Below are 16,334 nucleotides of genomic sequence, written 5' to 3'. Positions count from 1 at the left end.
TGGGCCGGTCCGGCGCCGAAGCCGGTCAGCCGGGGCGACGGGCCGTGCGCCACATCGGTTGCAGCAGTTCCTGGCCGTCGAGGACGACCGGCGGACCGAGCGGCGTGTAGTCGCGGGCACCGAAGAAGCCCACCAGCCGCTTGCTCGACGCTTCGCCGTAGGCGTCCCGGCCCAGCTCGTCCAGGACCTGGTGGTGGTGGTTCAGCAGCAGGGTGGCCGCACCGTTGTTCTGCTCGGTCGGGCGCACGGCGAGGTAGGCGCCGTAGTAGTGGGACTGGTGCGGGTGCGCGGAGAGGAAGGCCGCCTCGAACCGGGCGAACCGTTCGAAGTACGGACCGGTGAGGTCCCTGAGCCAGCTCTCCCGTTCCGGCGTCGGCTCTGGCTCGACCGCGTGGTCGAACGCGACGAGGGCGGCGGACAGGTCCGGGAGGGTGTAGACCACACCGCAGGCGATGGCGTCCCGAACCTCCCGTTCGAGGTAGTGCGGGCCGATCTTCCACCAGTCCTCCAGGTCGTCCACCAGCCAGCCGGTGAGGTCCAGGTCGCGGAACGACTCCGTGATGAGTTCGCCGAGCGCCGGAGCGTCCGACTCTGTCGCGAGCACGATCTGCATGGCAGAACTCCTAGGTGAAAACCGGGCGGCCGGTGGGGACCGCCGCGCGGTGCATCGTCACAGCGGGCACGGTCGGCCCGCTGACCCGTCCACGACCTCCTGCCCGAGCGCGCTCGGAGGTCCGTCCGCCGGCGCACACCGCCCTGGGCGGCTCACCGGGACTCCACCAGCCCTGTTTCTTCCGCCGCGACAGCGACGACCTGGTCGAGCAGGGAGCGGTAGTCGGCGTCCGAGGCGTTCGGGTGCAGGAGGGTGAGCTTGAGCCACAGCTTCCGCTGACCGTCCACTGAGTCCGGCAGTGCGGCCCGCCCCACGATCGCGGTCCCCCTGGCCAGCAGCTCACGCCGGACGCGGCCGACGAGCGCGTCCCCCGCGGCGATCGGCAGGTCGTCGAGGACGGTCGGCCGGAAGAGCACGGTGGACAAGGACGGGCTCTGCCACAACCTCAGGTCGGACCGGCGGTCGATCTCCGCCGCGACCTCCCGCGCGGTCGCGCAGCAGTGCTCGACCAGGCGACCGAGCCCGTTGGTGCCCAACGCCATCAGCGTGACCGCCATCCGGAACGCGTCCGCGCGCCGCGAGGTCCAGATCGACCTGCCGAGCAGGTCCGGCAGGCCGGCGTCGACGTCGTCGGAGGCGTTGATGTAGTCGGCGCTGATCGTGAGCGCGCCGAGGTCCGCCGCGTTGCGCGTCGCGAGGAGACCGGCCGCGATGGACTGCCAGCCGAACTTGTGCATGTCCAGCGTCACCGAGTCCGCCAGCTCGACGCCGTGCAGGTGCCGGCTCCACTCCTCGCTGCACAGCGCGAGCCCGCCGTAGGCCGCGTCCACGTGCAGGCGCACCCCGAACCGGCGGCACATCCCGGCGATCTGGTGGAGCGGGTCGATCCGGCCGGTGTTGGTGGTGCCCGCCGTGGCGACGACGAGGGTGGCCGGGCCGAGCCGCTCCAGAGCGGCCTCCAGTGCCGCCGGGACCATCCGGTCGTCCTCGCAGGCGACGACGACCGGGGTGGGCAGTCCGAGGAGCCAGGCCGCCCTCGTCACGCTGTGGTGGGCGTTCGCGCCGCACACCACCTGGAGGCCGGCACCGAGCAGGGTGCGCGCGAGGAGCAGCGCCAGGAGGTTCGACTCGGTTCCGCCGGAGGTCACCACGGCGTCGGGGGAGGGCTCGGCCGGGTAGCAGAGCCCGGCGATGCCCGCGGTGAAGTCCCGCTCGATCTCACTGGCCATCGGCGCCAGCTCCCACACGTCCATGGACGGGTTGAGCGCGCTCGCCACGACGTCCGCGGCGACGGACACCGCCAGCGACGAGCAGACCAGGTGGGCCGCGCAGTGCGGGTGGGCGGGATCGGCGGAGCCCAGGCCGAGGAGCCTGCTCATCTCCTCCAGCGCGCGTTCCTCGCCGATGCCCTCGAGGGGCAGGCGGCCCGTTCCGCCGCCGGCTGCCGCGAGGGCGGCCGAGACGACGGCGGGCCCTCCCGCCGGCAGCGGGCCGCCGCGTTCGAGGATGCCGGCCTCCATGCCGCGCAGGGCCACCCCGAGCAGGGCGCCCAACTGCTCGGCGCCCTGCGGTCCGCTCGCCAGCTGGACACCGTTGTGTGCGCTCATGTCGACGCTCCTCCTCGAATCTGCGCTGCCGGGACCTCGACGGCTTCGACCGAGACCCGGTTGTCGTGGAACACCGCTCCACCACCCATGTCCGCATCCCGTTCGTCCACCGTGGCGTTGACCGTCACGCCGCCGGTGAGCTTGAGCCAATGGCCTTTGGTGGTGCTGAGGACACCGCGGCGGACCCGTGCGTCGACCAGCACGTCCGCGGTGAACTCACCGCGGCTGTTGAACACCCTCACGCGGGTTCCGGTGGCGAGCCCGTGCGCGAGGGCGTCGTCGGGGTGCACGACCACGGTCGGCGAACCCGCTCTTCTCCGCAGTTCGTCGTTGTTGCCGAAGATCGTGTTGATGGCGAAGTGCGACGCGCCCGCTATGAGCACGAACGGATGGCGTGCGGCCATCTCGTCGTCCACGACCTCCAGCGGCGGGGTGTAGCCCGGCATCGGGTCGAGGCCGTCGGCGGCCGCTGTGGCCGAAACGAACTCGAACTTCCCCGACGGGGTGGGGAACCCGTGCTCGAACGGTGCGAGCGGGCTGGGGTAGTTGAGCCGGGCCCACCCGCCGGCCCGCAGCCCGTCGAGCGTGATCCCGTGCAGCGAGGGGTGGTCGGAGTCGAGGAGCTGCTCGGCGAGCCGTTCGTCGGAGTCGTAGAGGCTGGGCTCGCGCAACCCCATCCGCGCGGCCAGGTCGCGGAAGGTGTCCGTGGTCGACCTGCATTCGCCCGGCGGCTCGACGGCACGTTCGTTCCACGCGAGGTAGAGGTGGCCGTACGCGTCCATCAGGTCCGTGTGCTCGTGCTGCATCGTCGCGGGCAGGACCAGATCGGCGTAGTCGACGGTGTCGGTCGGGAAGTGTTCGAGGACCACCGTGTACAGGTCCTTTCTGGACAGACCCGCGCGGACCCGGTTCTGGTCGCTGGTGCTGACCACCGGGTTGGCGCCGTACACGACCAGCCCCATCACCGGCGGGTCGCTCGCCTCCAGCAGCCCCTCGGCGAGCCGCGTCATCGACAGCGTGCGCACCGCTTTCGGGCGCAGGTCGTCGCGGAACAGCGCCTCGCGGTTGCCGCCGAAGTAGGTGTCGGTGGAGAACATCAGCCCACCGCCGGGCCGGTGCCAGTCGCCCGTGACCGCGGGGATGCAGGCGAGCGTCCGCAGCGTCGCGCCCGCACCGGCGTGCCGTTGAACCCCCTGGGAGGTGCGGATCGCGGTGGGCCTGGTGCGCGCGATCCGCTCACCCAGGTCCCGGATCTGCTCCGCGGGGACACCGGTGATGGACGCGGCGCGTTCCGGCGTGAAGGCCAGCACGCGTTCGCGGAAGTCCTCCCAGCCGAAGCAGTACCGCGACAGGAAGTCGTCGTCCTCCCGGCCACTCGCGACGATGACGTGCATCAGGCCGAGTGCGAGCGCGCCGTCGGTCCCGGGCATCGGCGCCAGGTGCTCGTCCGCGGCGGCCGCGGTCCGCGTGCGCATCGGGTCGATGGCGACGACGTGTCCACCGTTCTTGCGGCCCGCCTCGATGAACCTCCAGAGGTGGTGCCCCGACGTCAACGTGTTCGTGCCCCACAGCAGGGTCAGCTTGGAGAGCGCGAAGTCCTCCGGGTCCATGCCCCTGCTGGTGCCCAGCGCGTACGTCAACCCGGTCAGGCCCGCGATCGAGCAGATCGTCATGTTGTGGTGGGACGCGCCGAGCACGTTCCACAACCTGGTGCCCGCTCGCCCCTGCACCCCCTGCAGGTACCCGAGCGCACCGGTGCCCTGGTAGGGCCACAGCGCCTCACCGCCGTGCTCGTCGATGATGCGGGAGAGGCGGTCGGCCATCTCGTCCAGCGCCTCGTCCCACCCGATCCGCTCGAACCGGCCCTCGCCCTTCGCCCCCACCCGGCGCATCGGGTGCAGGATCCGGTCCCGGTGCGAGGCCTGCTCCAGGTAGCGGTTCACCTTGACGCACAGGGTGCCCCTGGTGACCGGGTGCTCCCGGTTGCCGCGCAGCCCGGTCGCCACCCCGTTCTCCACGGTGACCAGCCAGCTGCAGCAGTCGGGGCAGTCGAGCGGGCACGCTCCGGCGACCTCGCTCGTGGCGCTGGTGATGGGCAGGTTCTGGCGTGGCACGACACTCCCTCAGGACGGTTGCAGTTCTTCCAGCCGCGAGGTGAGGCCGGCCGCCACCCGGCCCGTGGCGACGTGCTCGACCTCACCGGTCATGAGCACGGAGCCCCGGCGGTCGAACCGCGCGGTGAAGGCACCGCCGCTCATGACCACCTCGACCCGGTCCCCGACCAGGCCGAGGCGGCGTGCGGCCGCGGCGGCCGCGCAGCCACCGCTGCCGGAGGCCAGCACGCGGCCGGCGCCCCGTTCCCACACCACCACGCCGAGGACGTCCTGACCGAAGACCGCGGCGAACTCGACGTTCACCCTGCCGGGAAACCGCGGGTGCGCGGACAGCAGGGGACCGACCGAGTCGGCCAGTTGATCGTCCACAGCGGACAGGACCAGCACCGCGTGCGGGTTGCCGTTGTTCAGCGCGGTGACCTGCCACCGGCCGCCGCCGACCTCGATCGGCACGTCCACGGCCTCACCGGCGCAGCCCAGCACGGGCACCGCCTGCGCGGAGAAGTCCGGGCGGCCGAGCTCGATCGACACGATCCCGGCGTCCACGTCGTCGACGAAGACCGTGGACGTGCAGAACCCCGTGTCCACGACCAGCTGCCGCGTCCCGTGCCGGCGCGCGTGTTCCAGTGCGAACGCGCGCAACCCGTTCGCACTCCGCTCGCACGCCGAACCGTCGGCGTTGTGGATGCGCACCTCGACCACGCCCGCCGCGGCCGGTCGTCCCAACGGCCCGAACACCACCCCGTCAGCGCCGACCCCGAAGTGGCGGTCGCACAGGACGCGTGCGGCGAGCGGACCCGCGGCCACGCCGTCCTGCGGCTCGACGAGCAGGTAGTCGTTGCCCATCGCGTGGTACTTGGTGAACGCCACCATGCCGGTCAGTCCGCCGCGGCACCGGACGGGGCGTCGGCGAGCGCCTGCGCGTCGTGCTCGTCGCCGTACCACTTCCGGCTCCACCGGGAGAACGCCGCGATGAAGATGTCCCTGTTGGCCGGGCGGCCGTCGATCGACTCCACGTCCGTGACGTCGTGCTGGATGGCCCGGTCGTCGAGCAGGACCGCCTGCCCCTCCTCGATGGTGCCGCTCCAGAAGGGTTCGTCCGCACCCGGCTTCCACAGCCTGGTCAGCGCGCCCCCGACGTTGGCCCGCCGGAGCACGCCGATCATCACGTAGTCGTGGCCGTCGTGGTGCACGCCCTCCGGGGTGAGCGGCGCGGTCACCGCGCTGGTCGCCTGCGACCGGTTCTGGTGCAGGTTGATCGACCAGTCCTCGGAGAGGTCGAGCGGGAACCCCTGCACGCCCGCGCGGAGCAGGTCGGTGAAGTCGGCCTCGACCGGCTCGTACCGGCGCCGGATACCGCCCGCCACCGGGTTGAACTTGACGAAGGTCGTGTAGTCGCGCTGCGGCAGCAGCTCGAACGAGCAACCGGAGTCCTGGTCCTGGGACAGCCGGTACTGGCAGAACCGCTTGAACCTCGTGCCGTGACCCATGTACTCGTCGACCGGCAGGTCGTCGTAGCTCGCCAGCAGCTCGGTTGACGCCGCCGGGAGGTCGATGATGCTGAAGCCTGCTTCGTTGAGTGCCACGTCCGGGAACCCCTTCCTCGTGAAGATGCGGGACGGCCGCTCACCCGGCGGTCGTGAGCCTCGCGGACAGGTCCACTTCGGACATGCGCTCGTCGAGGTAGCGCTGCGACGAGTTCAGCCGCCACAGCGTGCCGCGGGCGATCCCCCTGCGCATGGCCGGTGACGTGGCCGCGGGTTTGATGACGTTGTGGAACCAGCCGGCGGCGTGCTGGGCGTCCACGGTGATGTGCAGGCGGTGGTAGACGATGCCCACGTCCGGCAGGCCGAGCCGCTCCCAGGCGTGCACCACCTGGACGAAGCGGTCGGGGACCAGCCACTCGGTCATGCCGAGGAAACCGACCGCCTCCGGGTAGCTGGAGCGGTAGCGGCACAGCATGACCGCGAGGTTGCCGGACAGCAGCGCGTTGGCGGTGAGGGCGCTCTCCAGCTCGTCGTCGGTGATGTCGAAGACCTCGAAGATCTGCTTGAACAGGTGGGTGTGGACCTCCGCCGGGTTCCCGTTGCCCATCTCGTCCCAGAAGTTCCGCGCGATCTCCATCTTGGCCGGACCGTTCGTGCCCACCTGCATCAGCGCGAGGAGGTCGTCGAAACGCCCGTCGATCACCGACTCCTGGATCATGTAACGGCGGATCGCCTCCGCGTCGGCGTGGTCGCGGATGAAGTCGGTGTAGTACGGGTGCTTGAAGACGGTGTGCCCCCGCGCCAGCTTCTTCAGCCACGACACGAACTCGGCGGGGTCCGCGGGCGCGTCGTCGAGCGATCCCGCTTCGATCCGCGCGTCCTCCGCCGCCGCGGTCGCCCGCTCCAGCGAGCGCGTCACCCGGTGCACCGCGGTGGAACCCTCGGCAGACGGTTCACCGGGCGCCACCCGCAGCTGCATGCCGTAGATCCGCGACAGCAGGAGCTGCTGCCGGTAGAACATCTCCCGGTCACCGGCGGCGGCTCGGCTGTTGAGCTCGTGGACCGCACCGAGCACCCGTTCCAGCTCCGCCGGGTGCACCAGCCGGTCGACCTCGTCCGCGGGCCGGCCGAGCCACTCCGACACCCGCTCCACTGCATCGCTCACTGGAAACCCTTTCCGGAGGCCAGGTCTGAACGACTGCGAGTGTCCCTCCGGTGTAGACGGAGCTCGACCGCCGTCCCAAGCGAGGACAGAGAATCACCCGCACAGGCCGGAGTGGTGTGCCGCACACCCCGACTGCCCCCGCGCACCAGCCGATCGACCCGAACACCCACGTGGAATACGTGCGGAACCAAATGCTCAACCGCGGTGCGGTCGAGCGGCCGGATCTCCGCCGCGCCGGCCGGGAGCACGCTCACCTGAGCCCGGAGTGGGAGACGGCCAGCGCCTCCACCCGGTCGTGCAGTCGCGGGATGAAGTCCTCGAACTCCGGCTTCATCAGCACGCTGCGGATGATCCGCGCCTCGGGGGCATCGGCGGCGACACCGGGATGCCGGCGGACGAGTGCGTCGGAGCGCACCTTCACCGTGCTCAGGAACACGGGATCTGCTTCTGTGCCACCGCTTTCCAGCATCCTGGCCGACACCTGGTCCACCAGCCGCATGCTCGCGGGCCGGACGACCGGGAAGTAGGTGACGATGTCCAGCTCGGGTTCCTGGTACAGCTCGAGGGCCTCGGACGACGCGATCCTGGCCGACCAGTCCAGGGCGGCCCGCCTGCCGGCGCCCAGGACCCGGCCCAGTCCTGACGGGGCCGGCGGCAGGACCCGGAAGGTGAGCCAGAGAGCCGCCGCGGCCGCACCGGCCCGTGAGCACTCCAGGCTCGTCTCGCCGGGGTTGAACCCGGCCGGAGCGCAGTAGGTGTACGGGGAGTCGTGGGCGTAGAACCGGTTGACGTCCGGGTCGTTGAAGAGCACCGCGCCGCAACCGTAGGGCTGCAACCCGTGCTTGTGCGGATCGACCACCACGGAGTCGCACCGGGAGATCGCCCGCCACGGCTCCGGCGGCAGCGCCTCCGCGGTGTCCGATCCCGCGAGCAGCGTGAAGAAACCGCCGTAGGCGGCATCGACGTGGATGCGGACGTCGTAGCGCTCCCGCAACGCGAGGACCTCGTGGATCGGGTCGACCGCGCCGAGACCGGTCGTGCCGGCGGTCAGGACGACCGTGCCGATCCGCTGTGTCCGCAGCAGCTCCTCCAGTGCCTCGACGTCCATCCGGCCCCGGTCGTCGACCCGCACCGCATGACTTTCGATGCCCAGGACGCGGCACATGCGGCTGTGCGTGAAGTGGGCTTCCTCGCTGAACGCGACGCCTTGGCCGGGCCGGAGCTCTCGTGCGACGTAGAGGGCTTCGAGGTTCGCGATCGTGCCGCTGGTGGTCAGGTGACCGAGCGGGGCCTCGAACCCGAACATGCCGGACAGCTGGGCGACGACCTCCTGCTCCATCTCGACGGTGGCCGGGCCGCCGTCGAACGCGTGGTTGTTCGGGTTCACCAGCATGGCCGCCAGATAGCCGATGGTGGCGGCGGAGTGCGGCGGGCGGACCATATGCCCGGCGTACGACGGGTGGAAGAAGGGGTAGTTCTTCCCGAGCCGCTCCGTGAAGTCGTGGAAGGCCGCCGCGAACACGTCATCGTCGACCTCCATCGACGGGTGGGGTGAGAACGGCGGAAAGGAGTCCTGCCACCTGGCGTTCTCCTCCTGTGCCCGGATCATCCACTTGGTCAGGTCCACGGGTAGCCTCGGCCTCCGTCGAAGGAAGAATCGTGCTGAGGGCGCTGCTCGCCGATCGGCCAGAAGAGCCGGTTCTCCGTGCACTGCCGCAAGTACTCGATGCCGTCCGTGCCGCCGGTGCCGTTGCTGTCGCCGATCATCGATCGCGCGATGGAGTGGTGAGTGCGCTTCCACTTCTGATGGCTCTGTTCCAGCAGGTGCACCGCGTTCGTCACCACCGCGCTCTCCGCGTCACTCCACCTGCTCTGCCGGCGACGGTGCCACGCGGACAAGGAGTCGAGCCCGGACAGGGCGCGCAGCCGCACGCGCGGAACGGAGAGGAAGGCGGGGGAGTCGAGGCGACCTTTCCTCGGCAACGCGCAGAAGATCTCCACCAGCTTGTACGCCTCCGACTGGATCGCGCTCGACCCGTCGGTCTGCATGCGGAAGGCCTGGAAGTTCGCCGGTGACATGGTGGCCAGCAGGCTGAACAACCCCGACGCCTGGTCCAGCGTCGTCGCAGCCGACTCGATCCGGGCGGCGACCTCGAAGGCGCATCCGGACTGCGCGACCGCTGCCGCCTCCTCCAGCGTGGCCGCCATCATCGTGAACACCGTCTCGTAGCACTGCAGAACTCGGATGAAGAGGTACTCGTCGTGGTGGTCGGAGACGGGGAGGACGCTGAAGCGGATCACGTCCTCGACCGGTTCCGCCACGAGCCCGGGTCTTGTTCCCAGCGGGTCGAAGTGCTCGCCCAGGGAGGCCGCCTTGCGAATCCTCTTGAGTGCGAGCTGACGGCGTGGCCGGCCGCTCGGGAGGAGCTCGCTCTCGTCGTCGTCCTTCATCGTCATCCACTCGAACTCGGCCAGGTCGCGCAGGAGGCGCGCGACGAGGGTCCGTCCGGTGTGGACGTTCTCGGCCGTCGGGAGGAGGGGCTTCAGGACGTCCAGGGCCAGGTAGCTGCGGTAGGAGTACCGGTCCTCCGCCTTGTCCAGAACGCAGTTGTAGAACTCCGCGACCACCGGTCCGGTCGCGGCGTCGGCGCGGCCCGCTCTGGCCTGTTCCAGGGCGTCGTCCCCGAGCCGGTCCTTGCCGTGCCGCAAAATCCGCAGGCGTATCGAGCTCGCCAGGTCCGGTGTCGGGCCGCCTTGCTGTGCGTCGACGGCGGAGGTTGTTGTCGCGTGCTCGTCCACTGTCGTCCCCCGTGGCTCAGACATCACGCTGGAGACCGGGCGGAACTGCCGCGCCCATCCTGCTCAGCGCGTAGGCCTGATACGGTCCGGAGTAGACGTTGATGGCGTGGTTCAACCCGGCATGGGCATCGCGCCAGAAGCGCTGCATGGGCCGATCCGACCGCAAGGCGTTTCCGCCTGAGTGGCTGTAGAGGCGGTCGAGTGCCTCGACAGCGCGCCGGCTGCCGCGGACCTGGTCGCAGCGGGCTGCCGCGCGGAGCTCGAACGGCACTTCCTTGCCGGAGTCGACGATGTCCCACATGCGGCCCACGTTGGCCATCATCTGGACCCGTGCGGACTCGACCTCGGAGCAGCACTCGCTCAGCTGTGCCAGGAGGAAGTTGTCCTCACGCACCAGCCGGCCGGACTCGTCGACCCGATCGCGCTGGTAGTCGAAGGACGCCGCCAGAGCGCCACGGCACATGCCGATGATGGACGCCGTGATCGCGTTGGGGAAGATGGCCGACCAGGGCATGCGGAAGAGGGTCTCGCTCCTGCCTGCCTCCCTGGCCGCGACGCCGCTGACGACGTCCTGCTCAGCGATCACGCGCTCGGCAGGCACGAACGCACCGCTCACCGCGACGTCCTTGCTCCCGCTGCCACGCAGCCCGACCGCGTTCCACGACCCGTCGATGATCGTGTAGTCGCTCCGCGGCAGCAGCATGTGCAGCGTGCCCTCGGACCCGACGCGATCGCCCTCGGCATCGACCACGGTCGCACCCAGCCAGGCCCACTCGCAGTGGTCCGTGCCGGACGAGAACGCCCACCTGCCGCTCAGCAGATAGCCTCCCTCGACCTTGCGCGCCTTGCCGAACGGGGAGAACGGCGACGCCACCCAGGTGTCCGGGTCAGCCGCCCACACGTCGTCCTGAACGGACTCCGGCATCAGGGCCAGCTGCCACGGGTGCGACCCCAGGACGCCCGCGACCCAGCCCGCGGCGCTGCAGGACTCGGCGGTCAGGATCACCGCGTCGAGGAACTCCCGCGGATCGGCCTCGAAACCACCGTGCTTCGCGGGTTGCAGCATTCTCACCACACCGGTCTTGCGCAAGATGTCCGCGGTGTGCGCGGGGAGTGACCCCATCTCTTCTGCTTCCGCAGTCTGGGCCCCGAGTTGCACACGTGAACCCTCGATCTGCTCAAGAACATCGTTCACCATGTGAGTGGTCCTTCATCGTGAAGTGTTTGGTACTTCTGTCTTCGTTCGGAGCTTCAACCGCGAATGCAGCAGATGTGCGGCTGCGGCAGCGGACAACGCGCAGACGACCGGGAGGGAGAAGGTCGACCGGGCGCCCAGCTCGTCCGCGATCCTGCCGACGGTGGCGGTGCCCGCACCGAAACCGAGCGAGAGACTGGACCACACCCAGTTCATCCCCTCGGTCTGGATCGCCACCGGAACGAGCTCGTCGAGCAGGTGGAAGGCGTTGATGATGGTCGGCGCCATGCTGAGACCGTTGACCGCGGAGCAGGCCATGAGGACGAGCAGGCTGTCCGCGGTCAGGTAGAGGGCGGGGAGCAGGCCGAACGCCGAGGCGCTCAAGGCGAGCCGCAGCGATGTCGGCCCGCTCCGCGTCCGTGAGCCGTACAGAACGGCCGAGACTCCGCTGCCCACTGCGAAGCAGGTGAGGACGAGGCCGGCGCCACCCGGCTGACCGAGTTCAGCGGAACGCGCGACGAGCAGCACCTCCGCCGCGCCGCAGGTGGCTCCCAGCGCCAGGAGCAGAACGAGCAGCAGCGGCATGCCCGGATACCGTGCGGCGAGGCGCCGGTGCACGCGAGCGACGGGAGGCTGCCTGGGCGGCTCGGTGTGCCTCTGGAAGAGCAGCCAGGTCGCGCCGCAGGCGGTGAGGAGAACGGCCGAGGCGACGGCCAGGTACGGCGAGACCTGGATCGCGAGAGCCGCTGTCAGCAAAGGACCGATCGCGAAGACGACCTCGTCCAGAACCGTTTCGACCGAGTAGGCGGCGGATCTCTCGGTGCTGCCGTCCGGCCACATCGTCGCCCAGCGCGCCCGCGTCATCGGCCCGGTGTTGACCGCTGAGACGCCCAGGAGAAGAGCCAGGAGCAGCGTGGCCGGAAGCGGCGCGTCCAGCGCGACCGATCCGAGCGTCATCGTGGCGAGCGCGAAATGCGCGAAGATGGACAGCAGCAGCGTTCTGCGCTGCCCGAAGCGGTCCGCGACGATTCCGGCGACGGGACTGCCGAGCGCGTTGCCGATCGTCCAGCAGCCGCTCACCAACGCGGCTTTCCCGTACTGACCGGTGGGCAAGGCCAGCAGGAGGAGCAGGCCGAGCGGGTAGATCCCGACGAACAGACGCGACAGCACGCCCGCGATGCAGAAGGACACGGCCCCTCGTCTGGCGAAGGCGCTGCGATAGCCTGCGAACACAGCGGACCTCCAACGGCGTTCGGACGAGTTGCTGAACGGGACAGCGGCAGTTCACCGCGCTCGTGGAGATCGGGTCGCCGCAGCGCTTCGACACTGTGCAGCGCGGAAGCCCGCGAATGCGAGCCGCGTTTCGCCTGGCGGGACGCTTTGTCGGGGAACCGGCCGGCGATGTCGCCGCCCGCGTCCGATCGGGAAGCCCGCCCAAGCGAACGGGCACACCTCTCCGGTTCGACGTTGACGGCCGGCGTCCGTCAGTCCCGCACGGGAACCAGGGCCTGTGTCGAGGTCCGTGTTCGCGACAGCCGGGCCTGAGGCGGCCCCTGGGGGCACGGGCGACCAGCCCACGTACAACACCGGTATGCGGGCTGTCCGCCCGCACCGCCAGGAACCACCTCAGGCGCGACTCTCATCGAACGGGACCTCGACACAGGCCCTAGGGTGCGACCGGGCGTTGTGGCACGGGCGAGCCCACCATCTCGCGCGGGTGCACGAGCGAGTGCTGCACCAGCCCGTCCAGCCGGGAACGCAGGAACGAGCGGTACGGGTTCGGCTCGCACAGGTCCGTCAGGGTGGTCACGGCCAGCGAGTGCAGGTCGCGGACCTCGCGGGCGTACAGCCGCACGGCACCGGGGGTGCTGGAGAGGTCCCGCAGCACCATCCTGGCGTGGGCGTTGCCGCCGGCCTCCTCGCCGAGCCGGATCATGTGCTGTCTGAGGTGCGTGCTCGCGATCTTGCAGGCGTTGGCGAGCAACAGCGGTGGTGTGCGGTCGTCTCCCGCGGAGTTCGCGGCGGCCTGATCGGCCAGCAGCCCGTACAGCCTCCCGAACTCGCGCCATCGCGGCCCGTCCGCGGCCGCGCAGGTCCGCACCGCCATCACCGCGTCGCGCGCGTACGCGTTGCTCCGTGCGCTGGACGTCGAACCGGGATCGGCCGCCGCCTCTTCGAGGTCGGCGGTCCACGTCCGGCGAAGTTCCTCGGTGATGTCGAGAGAACGCAGGTAGGACAACGGCAACCGGGTCGCCGCCGCGCCCGTGCGCGTTTCCGCACCGGCCCACCACAACGACGACATCACCGACACCGGCATGGCCTTGTGCGGAGAACCTCCCGCTGCCGCCGCGGTGACGACCGCGAACAGCCGGGCGAACACCAGCGGCGACTCCACCTGCTTGAGGAGCTCGGCGCTCGACGGGGCAGCCCGGTGGTCGTTCGTGAGCCGCAGGTCCGCGTCAACGCACCGAACGGCGATGCGCAGGGTCTTGGCGAAGTTGCCTAGTGGAGGCCGGGAACGGTGCTCGGTGATGGGCATGGTGGATCCCGACTGCTCGACTGGAGGGGGAACGGTCAGTGCCGCCGACGGCGTGCATCACAACACGCGATGAACCGGCGGTGAAGTCCTGACCCGCGCCGCGTCACCTTCGGACCGATGACCGTGACGGTTCGGGCAACCCCGGCGGTGCTCCTCAGGTGGCCGGTCGTGCCGAATCCGGTGGCCGTTCGTGAACAGGTCGACCGGTTCCGCGACACCTGTGCTGCGATGGCGGTAGAGGAGACTCCATGGCAAACAAGCGTTGGAAAGCGCTCACCGCGGCGGCGATGAGCCTCGTGCTCGGCACGGGGTCGGCAGCCGCAGCGCCGTCCCCGGTCGACGCGCGAGCGGGGTACGTCGAGAACTTCGACTCGCTCGACCCGGCGATCTGGCAGTGCGAGCACAGCTGCCCGACCGTCACCGACGGTGTGGCCAGGTTCGAGCTGAAGGCCGGCGCCCCGCCTCGCACCGCCGGCTCCTGGTCCAAGGTCCGGTACCGGCCGCAGCGCTTCACCTCGGGCGAGTTCACGACCCGGTTCGCGCTCAGCCACCGCCCCCGGCAGCAGGTCTGGTGGGGCGCCGCGTTGTGGGACAACGGTCCCGCCGCGGACGGGAGCCAGTTCAACGAGATCAACTTCGGCTACACGACCGACCAGAGCTACACGAACACCCAGCTGCGCTTCGAAAGCGCCAAGCGCGGCAAGGCCGTCTCCCTCAAGGTCGACACCGGCGTCGACCTCTACGACGGCAAGTACCACATCGCGACGTTGCGGTACACCTCGTCGTACGTCGACCTGCTCTTCGACGGACGGCACCTGATGAGGATCACGGACCGCTCGGTGATCCCGACCGATCCGATGAGCTTCGTCCTCGGGCCGCGCCTCGTCGCCGGAGCGCCGTTGACGGGGAACTTCACGCAGTCGGTGGGAGCCGCTGAGATCGGCTGACCGGCCAAGGCCGAGCAGTTGCACACCGTCGTGGTGCCCGGCCCACCGCAGCAAAGGGCTGGGCCACCGGAGTCAGTTCGTCCACCTGGTGGTCCGGTCGGAGGTCGCCGACCTGGCGATGTGAGCGAGGGGATCGGCGGTCAGGGCGGGTCGTCGTCGCCCGAGGACGTGGGCCGGAACCATTCCGTGCGGTGGGTGCGGTTGGCGTCGGCGACGTTCCCGGCGGCCGGCCCGCCGCCGTCCGGATCGACCACGGTGCCGCTCTCGGCGGCGGGGAGCCGGCTCCAGCCCGAGCAGCCGTTGACGCACGGGTGGTTCATCTCCGTCAGCACGAACGCGCCGTCCTCACCGGGCACCGGTTGCTGCCAGGTGATCGTGCCCGTGTCATCGCACAGGTCACAGCGGGGTTCGTGTTGCCGCACACCGCGAGCATCCACCAGATCGGTGGGAAGTCCGATTTCGGTCACCGGGACGGGCGAACCGGGCGGCCTGAACACCGCGGACACCTGCCCTCCACCATCGTGTACCTGCGGCGGGCCAGGCCAGCGCGAACCGCTGATCAGTGCGAACCTGGGTCCCGGTGACGAGGTCGACAACCCGTCCGGGGAAGGGTGGTCCAGCATGGCCGGCGGTGCACGGTGACGCACGCTCGACGCGACGGGATCTCAGACCTCACCATCGAGACCGTTGACCACGACGGCGTGCTGGTCGTGACGCTCAACGGCGACATCGACATCACCAACGCCGGTCAGGTGCGCACCGCGCTCGAAGAGCAGCTCAACACCCACCCGGTCGGGATCGTGGTGTGGCTGGCGGTGGGCTTCCTCGCGTCGACGGGGCTGTCGACGCTCGGTGAGGCCAGCCGCCGGGCGCAGCAGGCCGGCGTCGGGTTCGCGGTCGTCGCGGCGGCGCACTCGGCGCGGCGTTCTCTGCTGGTCGCCGGCATGGACAGCGTCCTGCTCGTGCACGAGTCCGTTCCGCACGCGGTCGAGGCGCTGCGCACGGCGGCGGTGGCCGAGCGGACCGACCTCGCACACTGACGGCGCCGGTCTCGACCGCTGTGCTCAGGTGACGGCCGGCCGCACGGCCTGGTCCAGGGGCGAGCACGTCGTGAGCACGCCGTACACCTGGCTGAACCGCAACGGCCGCAGCACGCTGTGGTGGTCCACCACGACTGCCGCCGCGCAGCGGTCACCTCGGGGCGTCGGCTCGCTGCTCGACCGGCAGAGGCCCTCCCGGCGCGTTGTCCGCCCTCACCGCCACGCCCGCCGGACAGGTGGTTTCGCTGTCCTGGCACGGGTTATCCGTGCGGGACGTCGAGCAGCCGGCGACATCGAGACCGCCTCGACCGAGGCGTGCGTTCACCCCACGGGAGTCGCCATGGCGACGAAGTCCTGCCCAGGCCGCGGAGCGGTCGTCACCTACCTCAACCCCGACGTGCTGCACCCGACCGTCTACCTGCGGGGTGTGGTGGTCGGACCGCACGTGGTGGATCCGCAGACCTCGCACGTGTGGGTGCCGGTCCTGCGGCCCGACCGCACCATCTCCGTCCTGGACATCGCCAACATCGTCGCCGTGCAGGAACCCGAACTTCCCTGACCAGGCCGGCCGTGGTCAGCGCCGAGACCGCTTGTGCCGGACCAGGTCCGCGATGCCCTCCACGACGAACCCGCCGGTGAAGCAGCCGGCCAGGATCAACGCCCAGGAGGCTTCCTCGATGAACACGAAGCCGATCACGTTCGCGATCACGAGCAGCAGACCGACGATCACGTAGTAGCGCGCGGAGTGCTGCCGTGGTGGTTGGTCGACCATCGGAACAGTCTTGCAACTCCGCCGGGCGGTCGCGACGCAGTTGACCGCCCGGGACG

General features: G+C 70.3%; 16 protein-coding genes. 3 read left to right on the top strand and 13 right to left on the bottom strand.

All coding sequences use genetic code 11. The features are described 5' to 3' along the window. Positions 1-25 precede the first annotated feature (25 nt). The 11 genes from AB0A63_RS36760 to AB0A63_RS36710 form a co-directional block, all read right to left on the bottom strand. Positions 26-613, bottom strand: coding sequence for a hypothetical protein (locus AB0A63_RS36760; protein WP_360400019.1), 588 nt, complete (start codon positions 611-613; stop codon positions 26-28). Positions 614-765: 152 nt separating this feature from the next. Beyond that, complete coding sequence (locus tag AB0A63_RS36755) at positions 766-2,220, bottom strand: aminotransferase class V-fold PLP-dependent enzyme (RefSeq protein WP_360400016.1); 1,455 nt, start codon at positions 2,218-2,220, stop codon at positions 766-768. Continuing rightward, positions 2,217-4,334 (bottom strand): molybdopterin-dependent oxidoreductase, encoded by a 2,118-nt coding sequence (locus AB0A63_RS36750; protein WP_360400013.1) that lies wholly within the window; start codon positions 4,332-4,334, stop codon positions 2,217-2,219. The genes AB0A63_RS36755 and AB0A63_RS36750 overlap by 4 nt, the downstream gene beginning before the upstream one ends. 9 nt (positions 4,335-4,343) lie before the next feature. Further along, complete coding sequence (gene dapF / locus AB0A63_RS36745) at positions 4,344-5,207, bottom strand: diaminopimelate epimerase (RefSeq protein WP_360400010.1); 864 nt, start codon at positions 5,205-5,207, stop codon at positions 4,344-4,346. A gap of 5 nt (positions 5,208-5,212) precedes the next feature. After that, entirely contained in the window at positions 5,213-5,920 is a 708-nt protein-coding gene (locus AB0A63_RS36740; RefSeq protein WP_360400007.1) for a 2OG-Fe dioxygenase family protein, read from the bottom strand. 40 nt (positions 5,921-5,960) lie between these two features. Then, positions 5,961-6,986: an iron-containing redox enzyme family protein gene (locus tag AB0A63_RS36735; protein ID WP_360400004.1), complete on the bottom strand. Its 1,026-nt coding sequence runs from the start codon at positions 6,984-6,986 to the stop codon at positions 5,961-5,963. Positions 6,987-7,236: 250 nt separating this feature from the next. Beyond that, entirely contained in the window at positions 7,237-8,613 is a 1,377-nt protein-coding gene (locus AB0A63_RS36730) for an aminotransferase class I/II-fold pyridoxal phosphate-dependent enzyme (RefSeq protein ID WP_360400001.1), read from the bottom strand. Further along, positions 8,604-9,809: a tryptophan 2,3-dioxygenase family protein gene (locus AB0A63_RS36725; RefSeq protein WP_360399998.1), complete on the bottom strand. Its 1,206-nt coding sequence runs from the start codon at positions 9,807-9,809 to the stop codon at positions 8,604-8,606. The genes AB0A63_RS36730 and AB0A63_RS36725 overlap by 10 nt, the downstream gene beginning before the upstream one ends. Next, on the bottom strand, positions 9,802-10,908 hold the full coding sequence (locus tag AB0A63_RS36720; RefSeq protein ID WP_360399995.1) for an acyl-CoA dehydrogenase family protein: 1,107 nt from the start codon (positions 10,906-10,908) through the stop codon (positions 9,802-9,804). The genes AB0A63_RS36725 and AB0A63_RS36720 overlap by 8 nt, the downstream gene beginning before the upstream one ends. An 87-nt stretch (positions 10,909-10,995) precedes the next feature. Next, positions 10,996-12,171 carry an MFS transporter gene (locus AB0A63_RS36715; RefSeq protein WP_360399992.1) on the bottom strand — a complete coding sequence of 392 codons (1,176 nt, stop codon included), beginning with the start codon at positions 12,169-12,171 and terminating at the stop codon, positions 10,996-10,998. Between the two features lie 475 nt (positions 12,172-12,646). Continuing rightward, on the bottom strand, positions 12,647-13,519 hold the full coding sequence (locus AB0A63_RS36710; RefSeq protein ID WP_360399989.1) for a hypothetical protein: 873 nt from the start codon (positions 13,517-13,519) through the stop codon (positions 12,647-12,649). Between the two features lie 248 nt (positions 13,520-13,767). On the opposite strand from AB0A63_RS36710, the gene AB0A63_RS36705 reads away from it, so the two are divergent. Then, positions 13,768-14,466 (top strand): hypothetical protein, encoded by a 699-nt coding sequence (locus tag AB0A63_RS36705; RefSeq protein WP_360399986.1) that lies wholly within the window; start codon positions 13,768-13,770, stop codon positions 14,464-14,466. Positions 14,467-14,606: 140 nt separating this feature from the next. Here the strand turns inward: AB0A63_RS36705 and AB0A63_RS36700 are convergent, their stop codons facing one another. Next, positions 14,607-14,888: a hypothetical protein gene (locus tag AB0A63_RS36700; protein WP_360399984.1), complete on the bottom strand. Its 282-nt coding sequence runs from the start codon at positions 14,886-14,888 to the stop codon at positions 14,607-14,609. A gap of 216 nt (positions 14,889-15,104) precedes the next feature. On the opposite strand from AB0A63_RS36700, the gene AB0A63_RS36695 reads away from it, so the two are divergent. Both AB0A63_RS36695 and AB0A63_RS36690 read left to right on the top strand, forming a co-directional pair. After that, on the top strand, positions 15,105-15,506 hold the full coding sequence (locus AB0A63_RS36695) for an STAS domain-containing protein (protein ID WP_360399981.1): 402 nt from the start codon (positions 15,105-15,107) through the stop codon (positions 15,504-15,506). Positions 15,507-15,846: 340 nt separating this feature from the next. Beyond that, on the top strand, positions 15,847-16,065 hold the full coding sequence (locus AB0A63_RS36690; RefSeq protein WP_360399978.1) for a hypothetical protein: 219 nt from the start codon (positions 15,847-15,849) through the stop codon (positions 16,063-16,065). Between the two features lie 15 nt (positions 16,066-16,080). Here the strand turns inward: AB0A63_RS36690 and AB0A63_RS36685 are convergent, their stop codons facing one another. Continuing rightward, entirely contained in the window at positions 16,081-16,278 is a 198-nt protein-coding gene (locus AB0A63_RS36685; protein WP_360399975.1) for a hypothetical protein, read from the bottom strand. Positions 16,279-16,334 lie beyond the last annotated feature (56 nt).

Origin of the sequence: Lentzea sp. NPDC042327 (assembly GCF_040647275.1) — a bacterium.
Lineage (GTDB): Bacteria > Actinomycetota > Actinomycetes > Mycobacteriales > Pseudonocardiaceae > Lentzea.
Note: the sequence above shows the minus strand (reverse complement) of the source record. Positions and strands in the feature narration are given on the sequence as shown.

Bases quoted from the DNA above. Each gene is read 5' to 3' on its own strand.
- AB0A63_RS36755 (WP_360400016.1), bottom strand. From the start codon at position 2,220: ATGAGCGCACACAACGGTGTCCAGCTGGCGAGCGGACCGCAGGGCGCC.
- AB0A63_RS36685 (WP_360399975.1), bottom strand. From the start codon at position 16,278: ATGGTCGACCAACCACCACGGCAGCACTCCGCGCGCTACTACGTGATC.
- AB0A63_RS36720 (WP_360399995.1), bottom strand. From the start codon at position 10,908: ATGGGGTCACTCCCCGCGCACACCGCGGACATCTTGCGCAAGACCGGT.
- AB0A63_RS36690 (WP_360399978.1), top strand. From the start codon at position 15,847: ATGGCGACGAAGTCCTGCCCAGGCCGCGGAGCGGTCGTCACCTACCTC.
- dapF (WP_360400010.1), bottom strand. From the start codon at position 5,207: ATGGTGGCGTTCACCAAGTACCACGCGATGGGCAACGACTACCTGCTC.
- AB0A63_RS36725 (WP_360399998.1), bottom strand. From the start codon at position 9,809: ATGTCTGAGCCACGGGGGACGACAGTGGACGAGCACGCGACAACAACC.
- AB0A63_RS36760 (WP_360400019.1), bottom strand. From the start codon at position 613: ATGCAGATCGTGCTCGCGACAGAGTCGGACGCTCCGGCGCTCGGCGAA.
- AB0A63_RS36710 (WP_360399989.1), bottom strand. From the start codon at position 13,519: ATGCCCATCACCGAGCACCGTTCCCGGCCTCCACTAGGCAACTTCGCC.
- AB0A63_RS36705 (WP_360399986.1), top strand. From the start codon at position 13,768: ATGGCAAACAAGCGTTGGAAAGCGCTCACCGCGGCGGCGATGAGCCTC.